This window comes from Paramesorhizobium deserti (assembly GCF_001558695.1).
GTDB classification, from domain to species: domain Bacteria; phylum Pseudomonadota; class Alphaproteobacteria; order Rhizobiales; family Rhizobiaceae; genus Paramesorhizobium; species Paramesorhizobium deserti.
The window spans coordinates 623,678-636,224 of the sequence record NZ_LNTU01000012.1 but is presented as its reverse complement, the minus strand read 5'-3'; the positions used below and the strand labels follow the sequence as shown (position 1 = coordinate 636,224).

Genomic DNA, 12,547 nt, shown 5'->3' with positions numbered 1-12,547 from the left:
TCCTTAAAACAAGAGTGCTCTAAAGCAGCATGTCTGATTGCAATTAATTGCATCCTGCTCTAGAGCCATTGCCCAACGGCGGCCCTCCGATTTCCCGCCAGCATTTCAGCGTCGACCAAGCCGGTCCGCAAACCTGTCATGGAGTTCCTCATGCCCAAGAAGAAGGCGCGCGCGCCGCATCTGCTCATTGTCGAAGCCCGGTTTTACGACGATCTCGCCGACGCGCTTCTGAACGGCGCCACGGCGGCACTCGACGAGGCCGGCGCGACCTATGATGTGGTCACCGTTCCCGGCGCGCTGGAAGTTCCCGCCGCCATTTCCTTCGCGCTCGATGCTGCGGATGACGATGGAACCGAGTATGATGGCTATGTCGCGCTCGGCTGCGTCATTCGCGGTGAAACCTATCATTTCGATATCGTTGCCAACGAATCCTGCCGCGCGCTGATGAACCTCGCCGTCGAGGAAGGCCTTGCCATCGGCAACGGTATCCTCACCGTCGAAAATGAGGAGCAGGCATGGGTGCGTGCCCGGCGGGAAGACAAGGACAAGGGCGGTTTTACCGCCCGTGCCGCGCTCACCATGATCGAACTGCGCAAGAAACTCGGAGCCTGAAGCGATGGCTTCTTCTGCTGAAGGGCGACCTGCCGCCGCCCCGCGTATGGCCAACAAGCGTGGCGCCGCCCGCCTAGCCGCGGTGCAGGCGCTCTACCAGATGGACGTCGCCGGAACCGGCGTGCTCGAGGTGGTCGCGGAATATGAATCCTTCCGGCTCGGCAAGGAGGTTGACGGCGCGCAATATGTCGAGGCCGATCCGCAATGGTTCCGCGCCATCGTTTCCGGCGTCGTCACCGATCAGTTGAAGCTTGATCCGATGATCCGCGCGGCGCTGACCGAGGATTGGCCGCTCTCGCGGCTGGATTCGACGTTGCGCGCCATCCTGCGCGCCGGCTGCTGGGAATTGAAGGACCGCAAGGACGTGCCGACCGCCGTCATCGTCTCGGAATATGTCGATATCGCCAAGGCCTTCTATACCGAGGACGAACCGAAGCTCGTCAATGCCGTCCTTGACCGCCTGGCGCGCCAAATACGCGGCGAAGGCCGCGGCGCGAAGGGCGCGTGAGCGCGCGCGCGGCGGCCGAGAGAGAAGCAAAACGGACCGCCCTCATCCTGGCGGCGGCGCAGTCCGTTGTCGGCAGCGCCGCGCCCATCGCGATTTCCATGGGCGGGCTCGCCGGATATTATCTCCTCGGCCTCGACAAATCGCTGGCGACCGCGCCCGTAACCGGCTTCAATCTCGGAACGGCGCTCGGCATGCTTCCCGCCGCGGCCCTCATGCGGCTGGTCGGGCGGCGCTACGGCTTCATGTCCGGAGCCGGCGTCACGTCGATCGGCGGGCTCGTCGCCGCATTCGCCCTGTTTGACGGCAATTTCTGGCTGTTCGCCGCCGGCCTTATGCTGATCGGCGCCGGAAACGCTTTCGTCCAGCAATATCGCTTCGCCGCGACCGACAACGCGCCTCTTGCTTTCAAGCCCAGGGCGATTTCCTGGGTCATGACGGGCGGCGTCTTCGCCGCAATCATCGGCCCGACGGCTGTGATCTACACACGCGAGATGTTCGACCCCGTCATGTTCGCCGGCTCCTTCCTGGCGGTCGGCGTCATCGGCGTCGTGGGCATCTTCATCCATTCGCTGCTGCGCCTGAAGAACCATGTCGCGGCGGTGGTGGAGGACGACAGCCTGCCGGCGCGGCCGCTGCGCGCCATCATTGCCCAGCCGCGCTTTGCCGTAGCGCTGCTGTGCGCCATCGTCTCTTACGCCCTGATGAGCTTCGTCATGACGGGCGCGCCGCTCGCCATGGTCGGCTGCGGGCTTTCGACCGACGAGGCCACGCTCGGCATCCAGTGGCATGTGCTCGCCATGTTCGGGCCGAGCTTCTTCACCGGCCGCCTCATTGCCCGGTTCGGCAAGGAGACGATCGTCGCGGCGGGCCTTCTCCTGCTTCTCGCCTGTGCCGCGGTTGCGCTTGCCGGGGTGGAGCTGTGGAATTTCTGGCTTGCCCTGATCCTGCTCGGCGTCGGCTGGAATTTCGGCTTCATCGGCGCCACCACTATGGTGACCGATACCTATCGCCGCTCGGAGAAGGGCAAGATCGAGGGCCTGCACGATTTCCTCCTGTTCGGGACCGTCGCTGCCGCCTCACTGATGTCCGGCAAGACGCTGACGGCCTTCGGCTGGGATGCGCTGAACTGGATCGTCTTCCCCATCGCCACCGCCTGCCTTTTCGCGCTTGCTGCGCTGGTCCTGTACGAGCGGCGGCGTATCTCCGCTCCTGCGGAGTAACACCCTCCCGTCGTCATCCTCGGGCATGTCCCGAGGATCTGCCGAGGCCAGCCCCCGTCATTCCAGTGCCTGTCACTGGAATCCATGCCTCTATCTTTCCGCCGCGATAACGGTTCAAATGGCGCGTGGCAGCGATTTCATCAAAACAGGAATCCTCTGCATTCGCCGATAGTCTACTCCCAACAACTATATCTTGACGTCTGCTCTGCTGTTTCGCATCCTCCTGCCCGTGCGGCGGGAGGGGTATCTTCATGCTGTACTGAAAACTTAAGGCCCGGGAGGAGCTTTGGGCCCAAATATTTAGGGAGTTGGCATGGCAGTTCTTCTTCTCGTCATTGCCTGCGGTTTGCTTGCTGTCCTTTACGCCATCTGGGCGATCAAGTCGGTCCTTTCGGCCGATCAGGGCAATGCGCGCATGCAGGAAATCGCAGGTGCCATCCGTGAGGGTGCACAGGCCTATCTCGCCCGGCAATATACGACCATCGCTATTGTCGGCGTTATCGTTTTCATCGCCGTCTGGTTTCTTCTGTCGTCGACGGCGGCGGTAGGCTTTCTCATAGGCGCCGTTCTGTCGGGTCTGACCGGCTTCATCGGTATGCATGTCTCGGTGCGCGCCAACGTGCGCACCGCCCAGGCCGCCTCGCGCAGCCTCGCCGGCGGGCTGGAGATCGCCTTCCGCTCGGGCGCCATCACCGGTCTCCTGGTGGCGGGTTTGGCGCTGCTCGGCGTCTCCGTCTATTACTTCATCCTGACGCAATGGCTTGGCTATTCGCCCGCCGATCGCACGGTCATCGACGCGCTGGTTTCGCTCGGCTTCGGCGCCTCGCTCATCTCCATCTTCGCGCGTCTCGGCGGCGGCATCTTCACCAAGGGTGCGGATGTCGGCGGCGATCTCGTCGGCAAGGTCGAAGCGGGCATCCCCGAGGACGACCCACGCAACCCGGCAACCATCGCCGACAATGTGGGCGACAATGTCGGCGACTGCGCCGGCATGGCGGCGGATCTGTTCGAGACCTACGCGGTGACGGTTGTCGCTACCATGGTACTCGCGGCGATCTTCTTCAGCGGCAATGCGCTGTTCCAGGCGATCATGCTTTATCCGCTGGCGATCGGCGGTGTCTGCATCCTCACATCGATCGCAGGCACGTTCTTCGTCAAACTCGGCGCCAACAATTCGATCATGGGCGCGCTCTACAAGGGCCTGATCGTCACCGGCCTCTTGTCGATCCTCGGTCTTGCCATCGCCACGTCAATCACGATTGGCTGGGGCGAGATCGGAACGGTGGCCGGCCAGGCGATAACGGGAAGCAATCTCTTCATCTGCGGGCTGATCGGCCTCGTGGTGACGGGGCTGATCGTCGTTATCACCGAATATTATACCGGCACCAACAAGCGCCCGGTGAATTCGATCGCCCAGGCGTCGGTGACCGGCCACGGCACCAATGTCATCCAGGGATTGGCCATATCGCTCGAATCGACGGCGCTTCCGGCGATCGTCATCGTCGGCGGCATCATCGCCACCTATCAGCTTGCAGGCCTGTTCGGCACCGGCATTGCCGTGACCGCCATGCTCGGCATCGCCGGCATGATCGTCGCGCTCGACGCCTTCGGTCCCGTGACCGACAATGCCGGCGGCATCGCCGAGATGGCGGGGCTCGATCCGGAGGTGCGTAAGTCGACCGATGCGCTGGATGCGGTCGGCAACACCACCAAGGCCGTCACCAAAGGCTATGCTATCGGTTCGGCGGGCCTCGGCGCGCTGGTGCTCTTCGCAGCCTATTCCAACGATCTGGCCTATTTCGCCGCAAACGGGGCGACCTTTCCTTACTTTGCCGATATCGGTCAGGTCTCCTTCGATCTCTCCAACCCCTATGTGGTGGCCGGGCTGATCTTCGGCGGGCTGATCCCCTATCTCTTCGGCGGCATTGCGATGACGGCGGTGGGAAGGGCAGGCGGGGCGGTGGTGCAGGAGGTGCGCCGCCAGTTCCGCGAAAAGCCGGGTATCATGACCGGCAAGGACCGGCCCGATTATGCCCGCGCCGTGGACCTCCTGACCAAGGCGGCCATCCGCGAGATGATCATCCCGTCGCTGCTTCCCGTGCTGGCGCCGATCGTCGTCTATTTCGGCGTGCTGCTGATCTCGGGCTCCAAGGCTTCCGCCTTCGCTGCACTCGGCGCATCGCTCCTGGGCGTCATCGTCAACGGCCTGTTCGTCGCGATATCCATGACATCAGGCGGCGGCGCCTGGGACAATGCCAAGAAGAGCTTCGAGGACGGTTTCGTCGATGCGGACGGCATCAAGCATATGAAGGGTTCGGAGGCCCACAAGGCCTCGGTCACCGGCGATACCGTGGGCGATCCCTACAAGGATACGGCCGGCCCGGCGGTCAATCCCGCGATCAAGATCACCAATATCGTGGCGCTGCTATTGCTCGCGGTGCTGGCGCATAGTTGAGGGGAATAGGGGAGTAGGGAATGGGCAGTAGGGAGTAGGGGTGAAACAGGGAGGAACGTTTTCTATTCCCTACTCACTATTCCCTACTCCCGCCCTGAATTACCGTCCCGTCGTCGGCAGTCCGACAGGCGCTTTTCCGGCGCCGGCCAGGAGTTGGCCGAGGAAGGTCTGGTCCTTGCCGCCGGTCGGCGTGGTCCGCGAGATGAAATCGAACACCTTGCCGTCCTGCAGGCCGTAATTCGCGATCTGGCTCACCTTGCCGTCGGCGTCGAAATAGACGGCGAGGATGCGCCGTTCGATCGTCTTGGGCTGCAGGAACTGCGCCGGCCGATAGCGCTTTTCCGAGATATAGTAGAGGACTTCGTTGTCGAACGTCGCCGTGGTCGATGGCGTGCCGAGCGACAGGAGCACCTGTTCGCGGCTGGAGCCAACGGGGATGGAATCGAGCGCCTGCTCATCGAGCACATAGCCCTGGGTAAGCGTTTCGGCGGGATTGAGCGATGCCGCGGTGTTGCACCCGGTCAAACTGGCTGAAAAGAGAATGGTGGTTCCGACGAGAAGTACCTCTCTCGTTCTCGCACCCTTGAAAATCCGCTGCAACAACGACATCTCCATTTTCAATACCCGAACTGGCCCTTTCGCCATCGGGAGAACTTCGGTAAACCACCTTGCTTCTGGATGCAACAAGCTCGGTCCACCCCTGATGATTCTCAAATTGTTCAGCCGCAAAGCCAAGGCGAATGAGGCAATTACTCTTGGCCTGTATGAGGCGATCGTGGCAGCGGCGCGGCAGACGCGCTTCTATGCACGTTTTTCTGTGCCCGATACGCCGCTCGGCCGCTACGAAATGCTGTCGCTGCACGTCTTTCTCGCCCTCCATCGGCTGAAGGGCGAAAATGCGGCGCTTCGCGCCATCGCCCAGGAGATTGCCGACGAGTTCTTCAAGGACGTTGATCACTCCCTGCGCGAGCTCGGCATCGGCGATCAGGGCGTGCCGAAACGGATGAAGAAGCTGGCGCGCATGTTCTATGGCCGTGTCGGCGCCTATGAGGCGGCGTTCGCCGCGGATGACCGCGAAGCCTTTGCCGCGGCGCTGACGCGAAACATCCGCCCGGATCTGGAATTCTGGCCGGGTGCGGCGCCGGTGACCGCCTATGTTTTTGAGGCGCGGGAAGATCTGGCAAAGCTGTCGGATACGGAACTGGCGCAGGGGCATATCCGTTTTCCCGATGCGGAACGGTTGGCCGTTTCGCAAAGCGCCTGAGTGGAAGGCCGAAAAGAAGAATGAACATGAACGATACCCCAGCCCTGAAATTCCCGGTTTCCGTGCAGCACCTGCCGCAAAAGGGCGTCACGGTCACGATCAAGGCGGATGAAAGGGAGTGCGCGGCGCTTGCCCGGGATCATGGTCTCGAGGCGGTGAAATCTTTCGAGGCGAAGTTCCAGATCATGCCGTGGAAGAAGCAGGGCATAAAGGTGCATGGCCGGATCGACGCCGATATCGTCCAGGCCTGCGTCGTCACGCTCGAACCTGTCGACGCGCGGATTGCCGAGGATGTGGAAACGGTGTTCGTGCCGGAACACTCCAGGCTCGCCCGTATCCGGCTCGACGAAAGCGGCGAGATGCTGATCGACGCCGAAGGGCCCGATATGCCGGAAACCTTCTCAGGCGACCATATCGATATCGGCGCGGTGGCGGAGGAATTTTTCGAACTCGCCATCGATCCCTATCCCCGCAAGCCGGGTCTTCCCGAGCAGATATTGCCGCCGGATTCCATGGATACGGCGGTGGAAAAGCCGGTTTCTCCCTTCGCAAAGCTCGCCGATTGGAAGAAAAAGCCGTGATATTCGGCTTTGCACCATTGAAATTCCGGTTGTTTGTGACCGCAAAAACGCTATTTTCCCCGCACTCGCAGGGGCACCCGCGAGGATTGGCCGGCGCTGACGGCGGAGCATGTTCGGGAAACAACGGAAATTTCCCGGAACCATGCGTTGAATATAATAAAGCGGTGTGAAGCCGCTTGGCACCGGGACAGGATGACAGAGTGATCAGAATCTCGATCGACGCGATGGGAGGCGATTTCGGCCCCGAAGTTGTTATCCCCGGCGCGGCAATGGCGCTTGAGCGCCACCCGGACATACGCTTCGTCATCTATGGCCTGGCGGATCGGGTCGAGCCCGTGCTGGCGCGCTATCCCAAGGTACAGGCCGCATCGACCTTTCACGCCTGCGAGATCGCCATCCGCATGGATGACAAGCCCAGCCAGGCTCTACGCAACGGGCGCGGCAAATCCTCCATGTGGCAGGCGATCGAAGCCGTCAGGGACGGCGAGGCGGATGTCTGCGTTTCCGCCGGCAATACCGGCGCGCTGATGGCGATGTCGAAATTCTGCCTGCGCATGATGGCCGATGTCGAACGCCCGGCGATCGCCGGGATATGGCCGACCCTGCGCGGCGAGAGCATCGTGCTCGACGTCGGCGCGACGATCGGTGCCAACGCGCAGCAACTCGTCGATTATGCCGTCATGGGGGCGGGCATGGCGCGCGCCCTCTTCGAGATCAGGCGCCCCACCGTCGGGCTGCTGAACGTCGGCGTCGAGGAGGTCAAGGGCCTCGACGAGATCAGGGAGGCCGGGCAGATGCTCCGCGAGATCCCGCTTGGCGGTCTTGAATATTCGGGTTTCGTCGAGGGCAATGATATCGGCAAGGGCACGGTCGATGTCGTGGTGACCGAAGGTTTCTCCGGCAATATCGCGCTGAAGGCCGCAGAAGGCACGGCGAGGCAGATGGCGGAACTGCTGCGCGCCGCGATGAGCCGGACATTGATGGCGAAGATAGGTTATCTCTTCGCCAAAGGCGCATTCGACCGGGTGCGCGAGAAGATGGACCCGCGCAAGGTCAATGGCGGCGTGTTCCTGGGCCTGAACGGCGTCGTCATCAAGAGCCATGGCGGCGCGGATGCGGAAGGCTTCGCCGCCGCGCTGGAAGTCGGCTACGACATGGTGCGTAACGAGCTTCTGAAAAAAATCTCCGCCGATCTCAGCCAATTTCACGAGAGCCGCCCTGTTGCCGCCACTGTTGAGAGCGACGACGCTGGGGCCGAGGAACAGCAATAATCGCCAAGGCACTCGGCCCGGGAGCGGCCTTGTGCAGGACAGGAAAAAAGAATGATCAGATCCATCGTGAAAGGCGTCGGCGCGGCAATGCCCGCCCGCATCATGAAGAACGCCGATTTCGAGGGCATTGTCGAGACTTCGGACGAATGGATCGTCCAGCGCACGGGCATCAGGCAGCGCCATATCGCGGGCGAGGGGGAGACCACCGTCTCGCTCGGCGCCGCCGCGGCGCGCGCCGCGCTCGAGAATGCCGGTCTGCAGCCGCAAGACATCGATGTGATCGTCGTCGCGACCTCGACCCCCAACCATACTTTTCCCGCCAGCGCCGTCGAAATCCAGAAGGAGCTCGGCATCACGCACGGCTTCGCCTTCGACGTGCAGGCGGTCTGCAGCGGCTTCATATATGCCCTGACGACTGCCGATCTCTATATCCGCGGCGGTCTGGCAAAGCGGGTGCTGGTGATCGGAGCCGAAACCTTCTCGCGCATTCTCGACTGGAAGGACCGCACGACCTGCGTCCTTTTCGGCGACGGCGCGGGCGCGCTTGTGCTGGAAGCAGGCGAGGGCAAGGGGCTCACCTCCGATCGCGGCGTGCTGGCCGCGAATTTGCGTTCGGATGGTTCGCATACCGAAAAGCTCTATGTCGACGGCGGCCCCTCGACCACCCAGACGGTCGGTCATCTCAGGATGGAGGGCCGCGAAGTCTTCAAACATGCTGTCGGGATGATAACAGACGTGATTGAAGCCTCCTTCGCCGAGGCCGGCATCACGGCGGAGGATATAGACTGGTTCGTGCCGCACCAGGCAAACAAGCGTATCATCGACGCTTCGGCCAAAAAGCTTAGCATTGCAGAGGAAAAGGTGGTTATTACAGTCGACCGGCACGGCAATACATCGGCTGCGTCGGTTCCACTGGCGCTGGCGACGGCGGTCGCCGACGGGCGCATCAAGCAGGGCGACCTCGTGCTCTTGGAGGCGATGGGCGGCGGATTCACCTGGGGCGCGGTTCTCGTCCGCTGGTGAGGCGGCTTTTTATCGCTCCGACCGCGAGAGGCGGCTTGACCCCGCTGGAAATGATTGTGTAACGTCCCGTAACTTAACTATATTATCGTCGCAAACGCTAACAAAGCAGGTTCCGTCATGGGGGGAAAAACTGTCACGCGCGCTGATCTGGCAGAAGCTGTCTACCGCAAGGTGGGGCTTTCACGCACGGAATCGGCCGCGTTGGTCGAGATGATCCTCGATGAAGTTTGCGACGCAATCGTCAATGGCGAGACGGTCAAGCTCTCGTCCTTTGCCACATTCCAGGTCCGCGAGAAGAACGAGCGTATCGGGCGCAACCCGAAGACCGGTGAGGAAGTGCCGATCCTGCCGCGCCGGGTGATGACGTTCAAGGCGTCCAATGTGCTCAAGCAGCGCATCCTGCAGGCGCATCAGGGCCGCAAGCGCAATTCCGGCTGAAAACGCGGCATTTTCGCGTATTTTCATAAAACAACGGTTGGTAACCCGCTATCGGCGCTTGAAAGACCGGGCATAAATCGCTGATATTAAGGCGAATCGTACTCCCTGCAGCGCTGCACATCCCCAGGGATGCGCATAGGGCGCTGTAAGTTGATGGAGCGGCGCATCGCGCTTGGCGAAACCGGTTATAGGTTTCTGGCCGATGCTGTAGCCGGAAGGGGACGCGCATGGACAAGAGCCCGGATGCTTTCAGGACGATCAGCGAGGTGGCCGAGGAACTCAACCTCCCTCAGCATGTGTTGCGGTTCTGGGAGACGCGGTTTACCCAGATCAAGCCGATGAAGCGCGGCGGCGGGCGTCGTTATTACCGCCCGCTCGATGTCGAACTGCTGAAGGGCATCCGCCATCTCCTCTATGATCAGGGCTATACGATCAAGGGCGTGCAGCGCCTGCTGCGCGAGAACAGCTCCCAGTTCGTCATCGCGCTCGGCAATGGCGATCTGGCGGCCGTCGAGGCGATCGCGCGGCAGAAACAGGCGGCCGCTGCGAAGGAAGCCGCTGACGGAGAGGCGGATGGACACGAGGTCACGCCCGCGGGCATCGCCAAGCCGCAGCCGGGCCGCAAGCTCTTCGGCCTGTTGAAGGGCGAGGAGGACGGCCCGATCGGCGCCGACGACAAGCGCCTTTCCAAGGATAACCGCACGCTTCTGCAGGAAGCGCTTTTCGATCTTCTCGAGTGCAAGCGCCTGCTCGATCAGGTCCGCTGAGGCCCGCTTCATCGCCTCACATGATCGGCTTCGGCGGCGCCGGACCCGGCGCGGGTTCCGGTTGCGGGTCGGGTATCGGACGCGGAACAGGATCCGGATCGGGGAATGGCCCGGGCCCCGGCGGCGCTGGACGCGGCGGCTGACCGTTGACTGCATGCAGCGGTGGTTCGTTTTGCTCATCGGGATTGGGAACGGGCGCCTCGTCGGGTAGGATATCGGGCTCCGGTTCTTCGATCGGCTCTGGCGTCCATGCGGGCGGCATCGGCGGCTCCTGATCCGGAACCGGCTGCTTCGGATCTGGCATTTCGATACTCCTTTCTTTCCTGAAAACCCTGCTGGAAGCACATTGTTCCGCTTGAAACGGCCGCAAACCGGCCCCGTCAAGGCTCCGACGGACGGTGGAGGTCCGGTCAAAACCCTTTCGCTCCACACCATTCTTCCATTTTGTTCCCGATTTATGATTTTGGCCCTTGCGAAAAAACCACTGATAATCTACGGCTTTCCTCGGTTCGGAGCGTAGCGCAGCCCGGTAGCGCACTTGACTGGGGGTCAAGGGGTCGTGGGTTCGAATCCCGCCGCTCCGACCATTATCTTCTTGAAAAATCTGTAGAACTCGAACCGGCGCTTCGGCGCGGTCAGCTGTTAGGACGTCACCACGACCTAAGCTTGCCTGACGAGCCGCACCAGGTCGATCTGCCGGTTGACGCCCGTTTTTTCGAAAATGGCTTTGAGATATTGGCGGGCGGTGCCGACCGAGATGCCGAGATGCGAGGCCGCCTCCGCAAGCCTGTCGCCCCGGCATAGCCGCGCCGTCAGTTCCGCTTCCCGCTGCGTCAGCCGATATCGTGTTCGCATGGCCGCCGGAGACAGTTCGCATGTCTTTTCCGGTCCCGTGATCAGCAGGATTGCCGAAGCGCGGCCGTCGCGCATTTCTCCGGGAACGGCGCCGGCGGGCACCACCGAGACGATGAACGGCGATTGCGCCGGCGCGTTGGAGATCGCGAGCCGCATCTGCGCAAGCGCCGTCCCTTCGTCTTCGTTCCTGCCTTCGTCGAGAGCGGCGGCCACGCGGATTGCCGCCTGGAGACGAGCGTTTTCCGTCTCCTCCGTTGCACTGACGCCATCGCGCGAAATCCTGAGGCCGTTCGCCTCGCGCGCGATCGTTTCCGCCGCGCGGTTCAGATATATCGGGCGAAATGCGTGATCCAGCACGACCACGGCCTCGCTCAAGATGTCCAGTAGCCGGTAGGCGCTGGAAGCCGCGTGCTGCAGATCGGCGATGCGTCGCGCAATACGGCTTGCCGTGATGAGGTGAGGCGTCAGCATATCCATGACGTCCAGGTCGCCATCGCTGAAATCAGGATCCGTGACGGCGGATCGGCATGCGACGACGGAGACGGTCTCTCTTCCCTGGCGATGAAGGGCGATGGAGGCGAGTCCGCCATTCAGCGGCCGGATGATCTCCTGATAGATGGTATTGCGCTCGAACTCCTTCGGAGGGACGAGCGATGACATGCGTATGGCCGGGCCAGGGCGGAGCCGCCGCATCACCGCGTCGAAATCATCGCTTTCGGCAATATGATCGAATATCCCTAGGTCGATCCCGGCCAGGCGGCCGCAGGTCGAGGTACGGGCGGCATCCCCATCCGCAGAACAGCGCATAACGACATGCTCGGCTCCCACGCTGGTCCGCAGCGCGTCGAGAAGATGTCGCTCATCCCCACCCTCGGCCAGGCAATCATAGATCGCCTGCACCGCCCCGAGAACCTGGCCCGCTTTCATGCTCCCGTCCCCTGGATTAGGGGAGAAGAATGCCGTGAAATGGCGGAAAATGCAAGCTGTGGTAGAGTTGGTATTTCGCAATCTGTGATAGAATCTGGAGCGAAACGCATCGGTGAAGCGGAATTGACCATGCGGAATTAACCATTCAGCCTTTCCATCGATGCGCCATCGCGCCATTTTCAGAGCATCGGATTGTTGGGAACGAACCCGCATGAGCCAGATGGAGGCAAAAATGATGATGACTATGTTCGGCCGCTTTCTCGGGGGCGGCATTCTGATGATGCTGATCGTCTCGGGCGCGGCGGCGCATCATGGCTGGTCCTGGGCGGAGGCCGACCAGCTGGAGCTGAAGGGTGTGATCCGCGATATCTTTATCGGGCCGCCGCATCCCACACTCGATATCGAAACCGCCGACGATGGTGTGTGGCGGGTGGAGCTCGCCAACCCATCTCAGACGGAGCGGGCAGGCTTCGTCGAAGGCTCGGCAAAGGTCGGTGACGAGATCGTGGCGCTTGGAAACCGCTCCACCGATCCCGGGGAGAAGCGGATGAAGGCGGTGCGGATCACGGTCGGCGGCAAGACATACGATCTCTATCCCGAGCGTATAAAGACGAACTGACGATGCG

The 12,547-nt window shown here is 62.0% G+C and carries 14 protein-coding genes and 1 tRNA gene; 12 read left to right on the top strand and 3 right to left on the bottom strand.

Annotated elements, in window-relative coordinates; all coding sequences use genetic code 11:
- Positions 1-150 precede the first annotated feature (150 nt).
- The 4 genes from ATN84_RS12245 (at position 151) to ATN84_RS12230 (ending at position 4,795) form a co-directional block, all read left to right on the top strand.
- Positions 151-612, top strand: coding sequence for a 6,7-dimethyl-8-ribityllumazine synthase (locus ATN84_RS12245; protein ID WP_068882025.1), 462 nt, complete (start codon positions 151-153; stop codon positions 610-612).
- Between the two features lie 4 nt (positions 613-616).
- Positions 617-1,120 carry a transcription antitermination factor NusB gene (gene nusB, locus ATN84_RS12240; RefSeq protein WP_068881881.1) on the top strand — a complete coding sequence of 168 codons (504 nt, stop codon included), beginning with the start codon at positions 617-619 and terminating at the stop codon, positions 1,118-1,120.
- The gene (locus ATN84_RS12235; RefSeq protein WP_068881880.1) at positions 1,117-2,340 is read left to right on the top strand and encodes an MFS transporter; all 1,224 of its coding nucleotides are present in this window, start codon (positions 1,117-1,119) and stop codon (positions 2,338-2,340) included. Before nusB ends, ATN84_RS12235 begins: the two co-directional genes overlap by 4 nt.
- A gap of 313 nt (positions 2,341-2,653) precedes the next feature.
- On the top strand, positions 2,654-4,795 hold the full coding sequence (locus ATN84_RS12230; protein WP_068881879.1) for a sodium-translocating pyrophosphatase: 2,142 nt from the start codon (positions 2,654-2,656) through the stop codon (positions 4,793-4,795).
- 99 nt (positions 4,796-4,894) lie between these two features.
- Here ATN84_RS12230 and ATN84_RS12225 read toward each other — a convergent pair whose 3' ends face one another.
- Entirely contained in the window at positions 4,895-5,398 is a 504-nt protein-coding gene (locus ATN84_RS12225) for an outer membrane protein assembly factor BamE (protein ID WP_068882024.1), read from the bottom strand.
- A 100-nt stretch (positions 5,399-5,498) separates the two neighbouring features.
- On the opposite strand from ATN84_RS12225, the gene ATN84_RS12220 reads away from it, so the two are divergent.
- The 6 genes from ATN84_RS12220 (at position 5,499) to ATN84_RS12195 (ending at position 10,139) form a co-directional block, all read left to right on the top strand.
- Complete coding sequence (locus ATN84_RS12220) at positions 5,499-6,059, top strand: ubiquinol-cytochrome C chaperone family protein (protein WP_068881878.1); 561 nt, start codon at positions 5,499-5,501, stop codon at positions 6,057-6,059.
- A gap of 26 nt (positions 6,060-6,085) precedes the next feature.
- Positions 6,086-6,640 carry a YceD family protein gene (locus tag ATN84_RS12215; RefSeq protein ID WP_068882023.1) on the top strand — a complete coding sequence of 185 codons (555 nt, stop codon included), beginning with the start codon at positions 6,086-6,088 and terminating at the stop codon, positions 6,638-6,640.
- A gap of 200 nt (positions 6,641-6,840) precedes the next feature.
- On the top strand, positions 6,841-7,911 hold the full coding sequence (plsX, locus tag ATN84_RS12210) for a phosphate acyltransferase PlsX (protein ID WP_068881877.1): 1,071 nt from the start codon (positions 6,841-6,843) through the stop codon (positions 7,909-7,911).
- Between the two features lie 51 nt (positions 7,912-7,962).
- Positions 7,963-8,934 (top strand): beta-ketoacyl-ACP synthase III, encoded by a 972-nt coding sequence (locus ATN84_RS12205; protein WP_068881876.1) that lies wholly within the window; start codon positions 7,963-7,965, stop codon positions 8,932-8,934.
- A gap of 117 nt (positions 8,935-9,051) precedes the next feature.
- Entirely contained in the window at positions 9,052-9,372 is a 321-nt protein-coding gene (locus ATN84_RS12200; RefSeq protein WP_068881875.1) for an integration host factor subunit alpha, read from the top strand.
- A 227-nt stretch (positions 9,373-9,599) separates the two neighbouring features.
- The gene (locus ATN84_RS12195) at positions 9,600-10,139 is read left to right on the top strand and encodes a MerR family transcriptional regulator (protein WP_068881874.1); all 540 of its coding nucleotides are present in this window, start codon (positions 9,600-9,602) and stop codon (positions 10,137-10,139) included.
- A gap of 16 nt (positions 10,140-10,155) precedes the next feature.
- Here the strand turns inward: ATN84_RS12195 and ATN84_RS12190 are convergent, their stop codons facing one another.
- Positions 10,156-10,443, bottom strand: a complete 288-nt coding sequence (locus ATN84_RS12190; protein WP_068881873.1) for a hypothetical protein — start codon at positions 10,441-10,443, stop codon at positions 10,156-10,158.
- A gap of 206 nt (positions 10,444-10,649) precedes the next feature.
- On the opposite strand from ATN84_RS12190, the gene ATN84_RS12185 reads away from it, so the two are divergent.
- A tRNA-Pro gene (locus tag ATN84_RS12185) sits at positions 10,650-10,726 on the top strand.
- Positions 10,727-10,799: 73 nt separating this feature from the next.
- Here the strand turns inward: ATN84_RS12185 and ATN84_RS12180 are convergent.
- The gene (locus ATN84_RS12180; RefSeq protein WP_068881872.1) at positions 10,800-11,921 is read right to left on the bottom strand and encodes a helix-turn-helix transcriptional regulator; all 1,122 of its coding nucleotides are present in this window, start codon (positions 11,919-11,921) and stop codon (positions 10,800-10,802) included.
- 235 nt (positions 11,922-12,156) lie between these two features.
- On the opposite strand from ATN84_RS12180, the gene ATN84_RS12175 reads away from it, so the two are divergent.
- Positions 12,157-12,540, top strand: coding sequence for a DUF6152 family protein (locus ATN84_RS12175; RefSeq protein ID WP_425287399.1), 384 nt, complete (start codon positions 12,157-12,159; stop codon positions 12,538-12,540).
- The last annotated feature ends 7 nt before the right edge of the window (positions 12,541-12,547 follow it).

What these genes read in the sequence shown, in the direction of transcription:
- ATN84_RS12230 (WP_068881879.1), top strand. Translation starts at nt 2,654, where the DNA reads ATGGCAGTTCTTCTTCTCGTCATTGCCTGCGGTTTGCTTGCTGTCCTT.
- ATN84_RS12180 (WP_068881872.1), bottom strand. Translation starts at nt 11,921, where the DNA reads ATGAAAGCGGGCCAGGTTCTCGGGGCGGTGCAGGCGATCTATGATTGC.
- ATN84_RS12245 (WP_068882025.1), top strand. Translation starts at nt 151, where the DNA reads ATGCCCAAGAAGAAGGCGCGCGCGCCGCATCTGCTCATTGTCGAAGCC.
- ATN84_RS12175 (WP_425287399.1), top strand. Translation starts at nt 12,157, where the DNA reads ATGATGACTATGTTCGGCCGCTTTCTCGGGGGCGGCATTCTGATGATG.
- ATN84_RS12215 (WP_068882023.1), top strand. Translation starts at nt 6,086, where the DNA reads ATGAACGATACCCCAGCCCTGAAATTCCCGGTTTCCGTGCAGCACCTG.
- nusB (WP_068881881.1), top strand. Translation starts at nt 617, where the DNA reads ATGGCTTCTTCTGCTGAAGGGCGACCTGCCGCCGCCCCGCGTATGGCC.
- ATN84_RS12220 (WP_068881878.1), top strand. Translation starts at nt 5,499, where the DNA reads ATGATTCTCAAATTGTTCAGCCGCAAAGCCAAGGCGAATGAGGCAATT.
- ATN84_RS12190 (WP_068881873.1), bottom strand. Translation starts at nt 10,443, where the DNA reads ATGCCAGATCCGAAGCAGCCGGTTCCGGATCAGGAGCCGCCGATGCCG.
- ATN84_RS12205 (WP_068881876.1), top strand. Translation starts at nt 7,963, where the DNA reads ATGATCAGATCCATCGTGAAAGGCGTCGGCGCGGCAATGCCCGCCCGC.
- ATN84_RS12200 (WP_068881875.1), top strand. Translation starts at nt 9,052, where the DNA reads ATGGGGGGAAAAACTGTCACGCGCGCTGATCTGGCAGAAGCTGTCTAC.
- ATN84_RS12195 (WP_068881874.1), top strand. Translation starts at nt 9,600, where the DNA reads ATGGACAAGAGCCCGGATGCTTTCAGGACGATCAGCGAGGTGGCCGAG.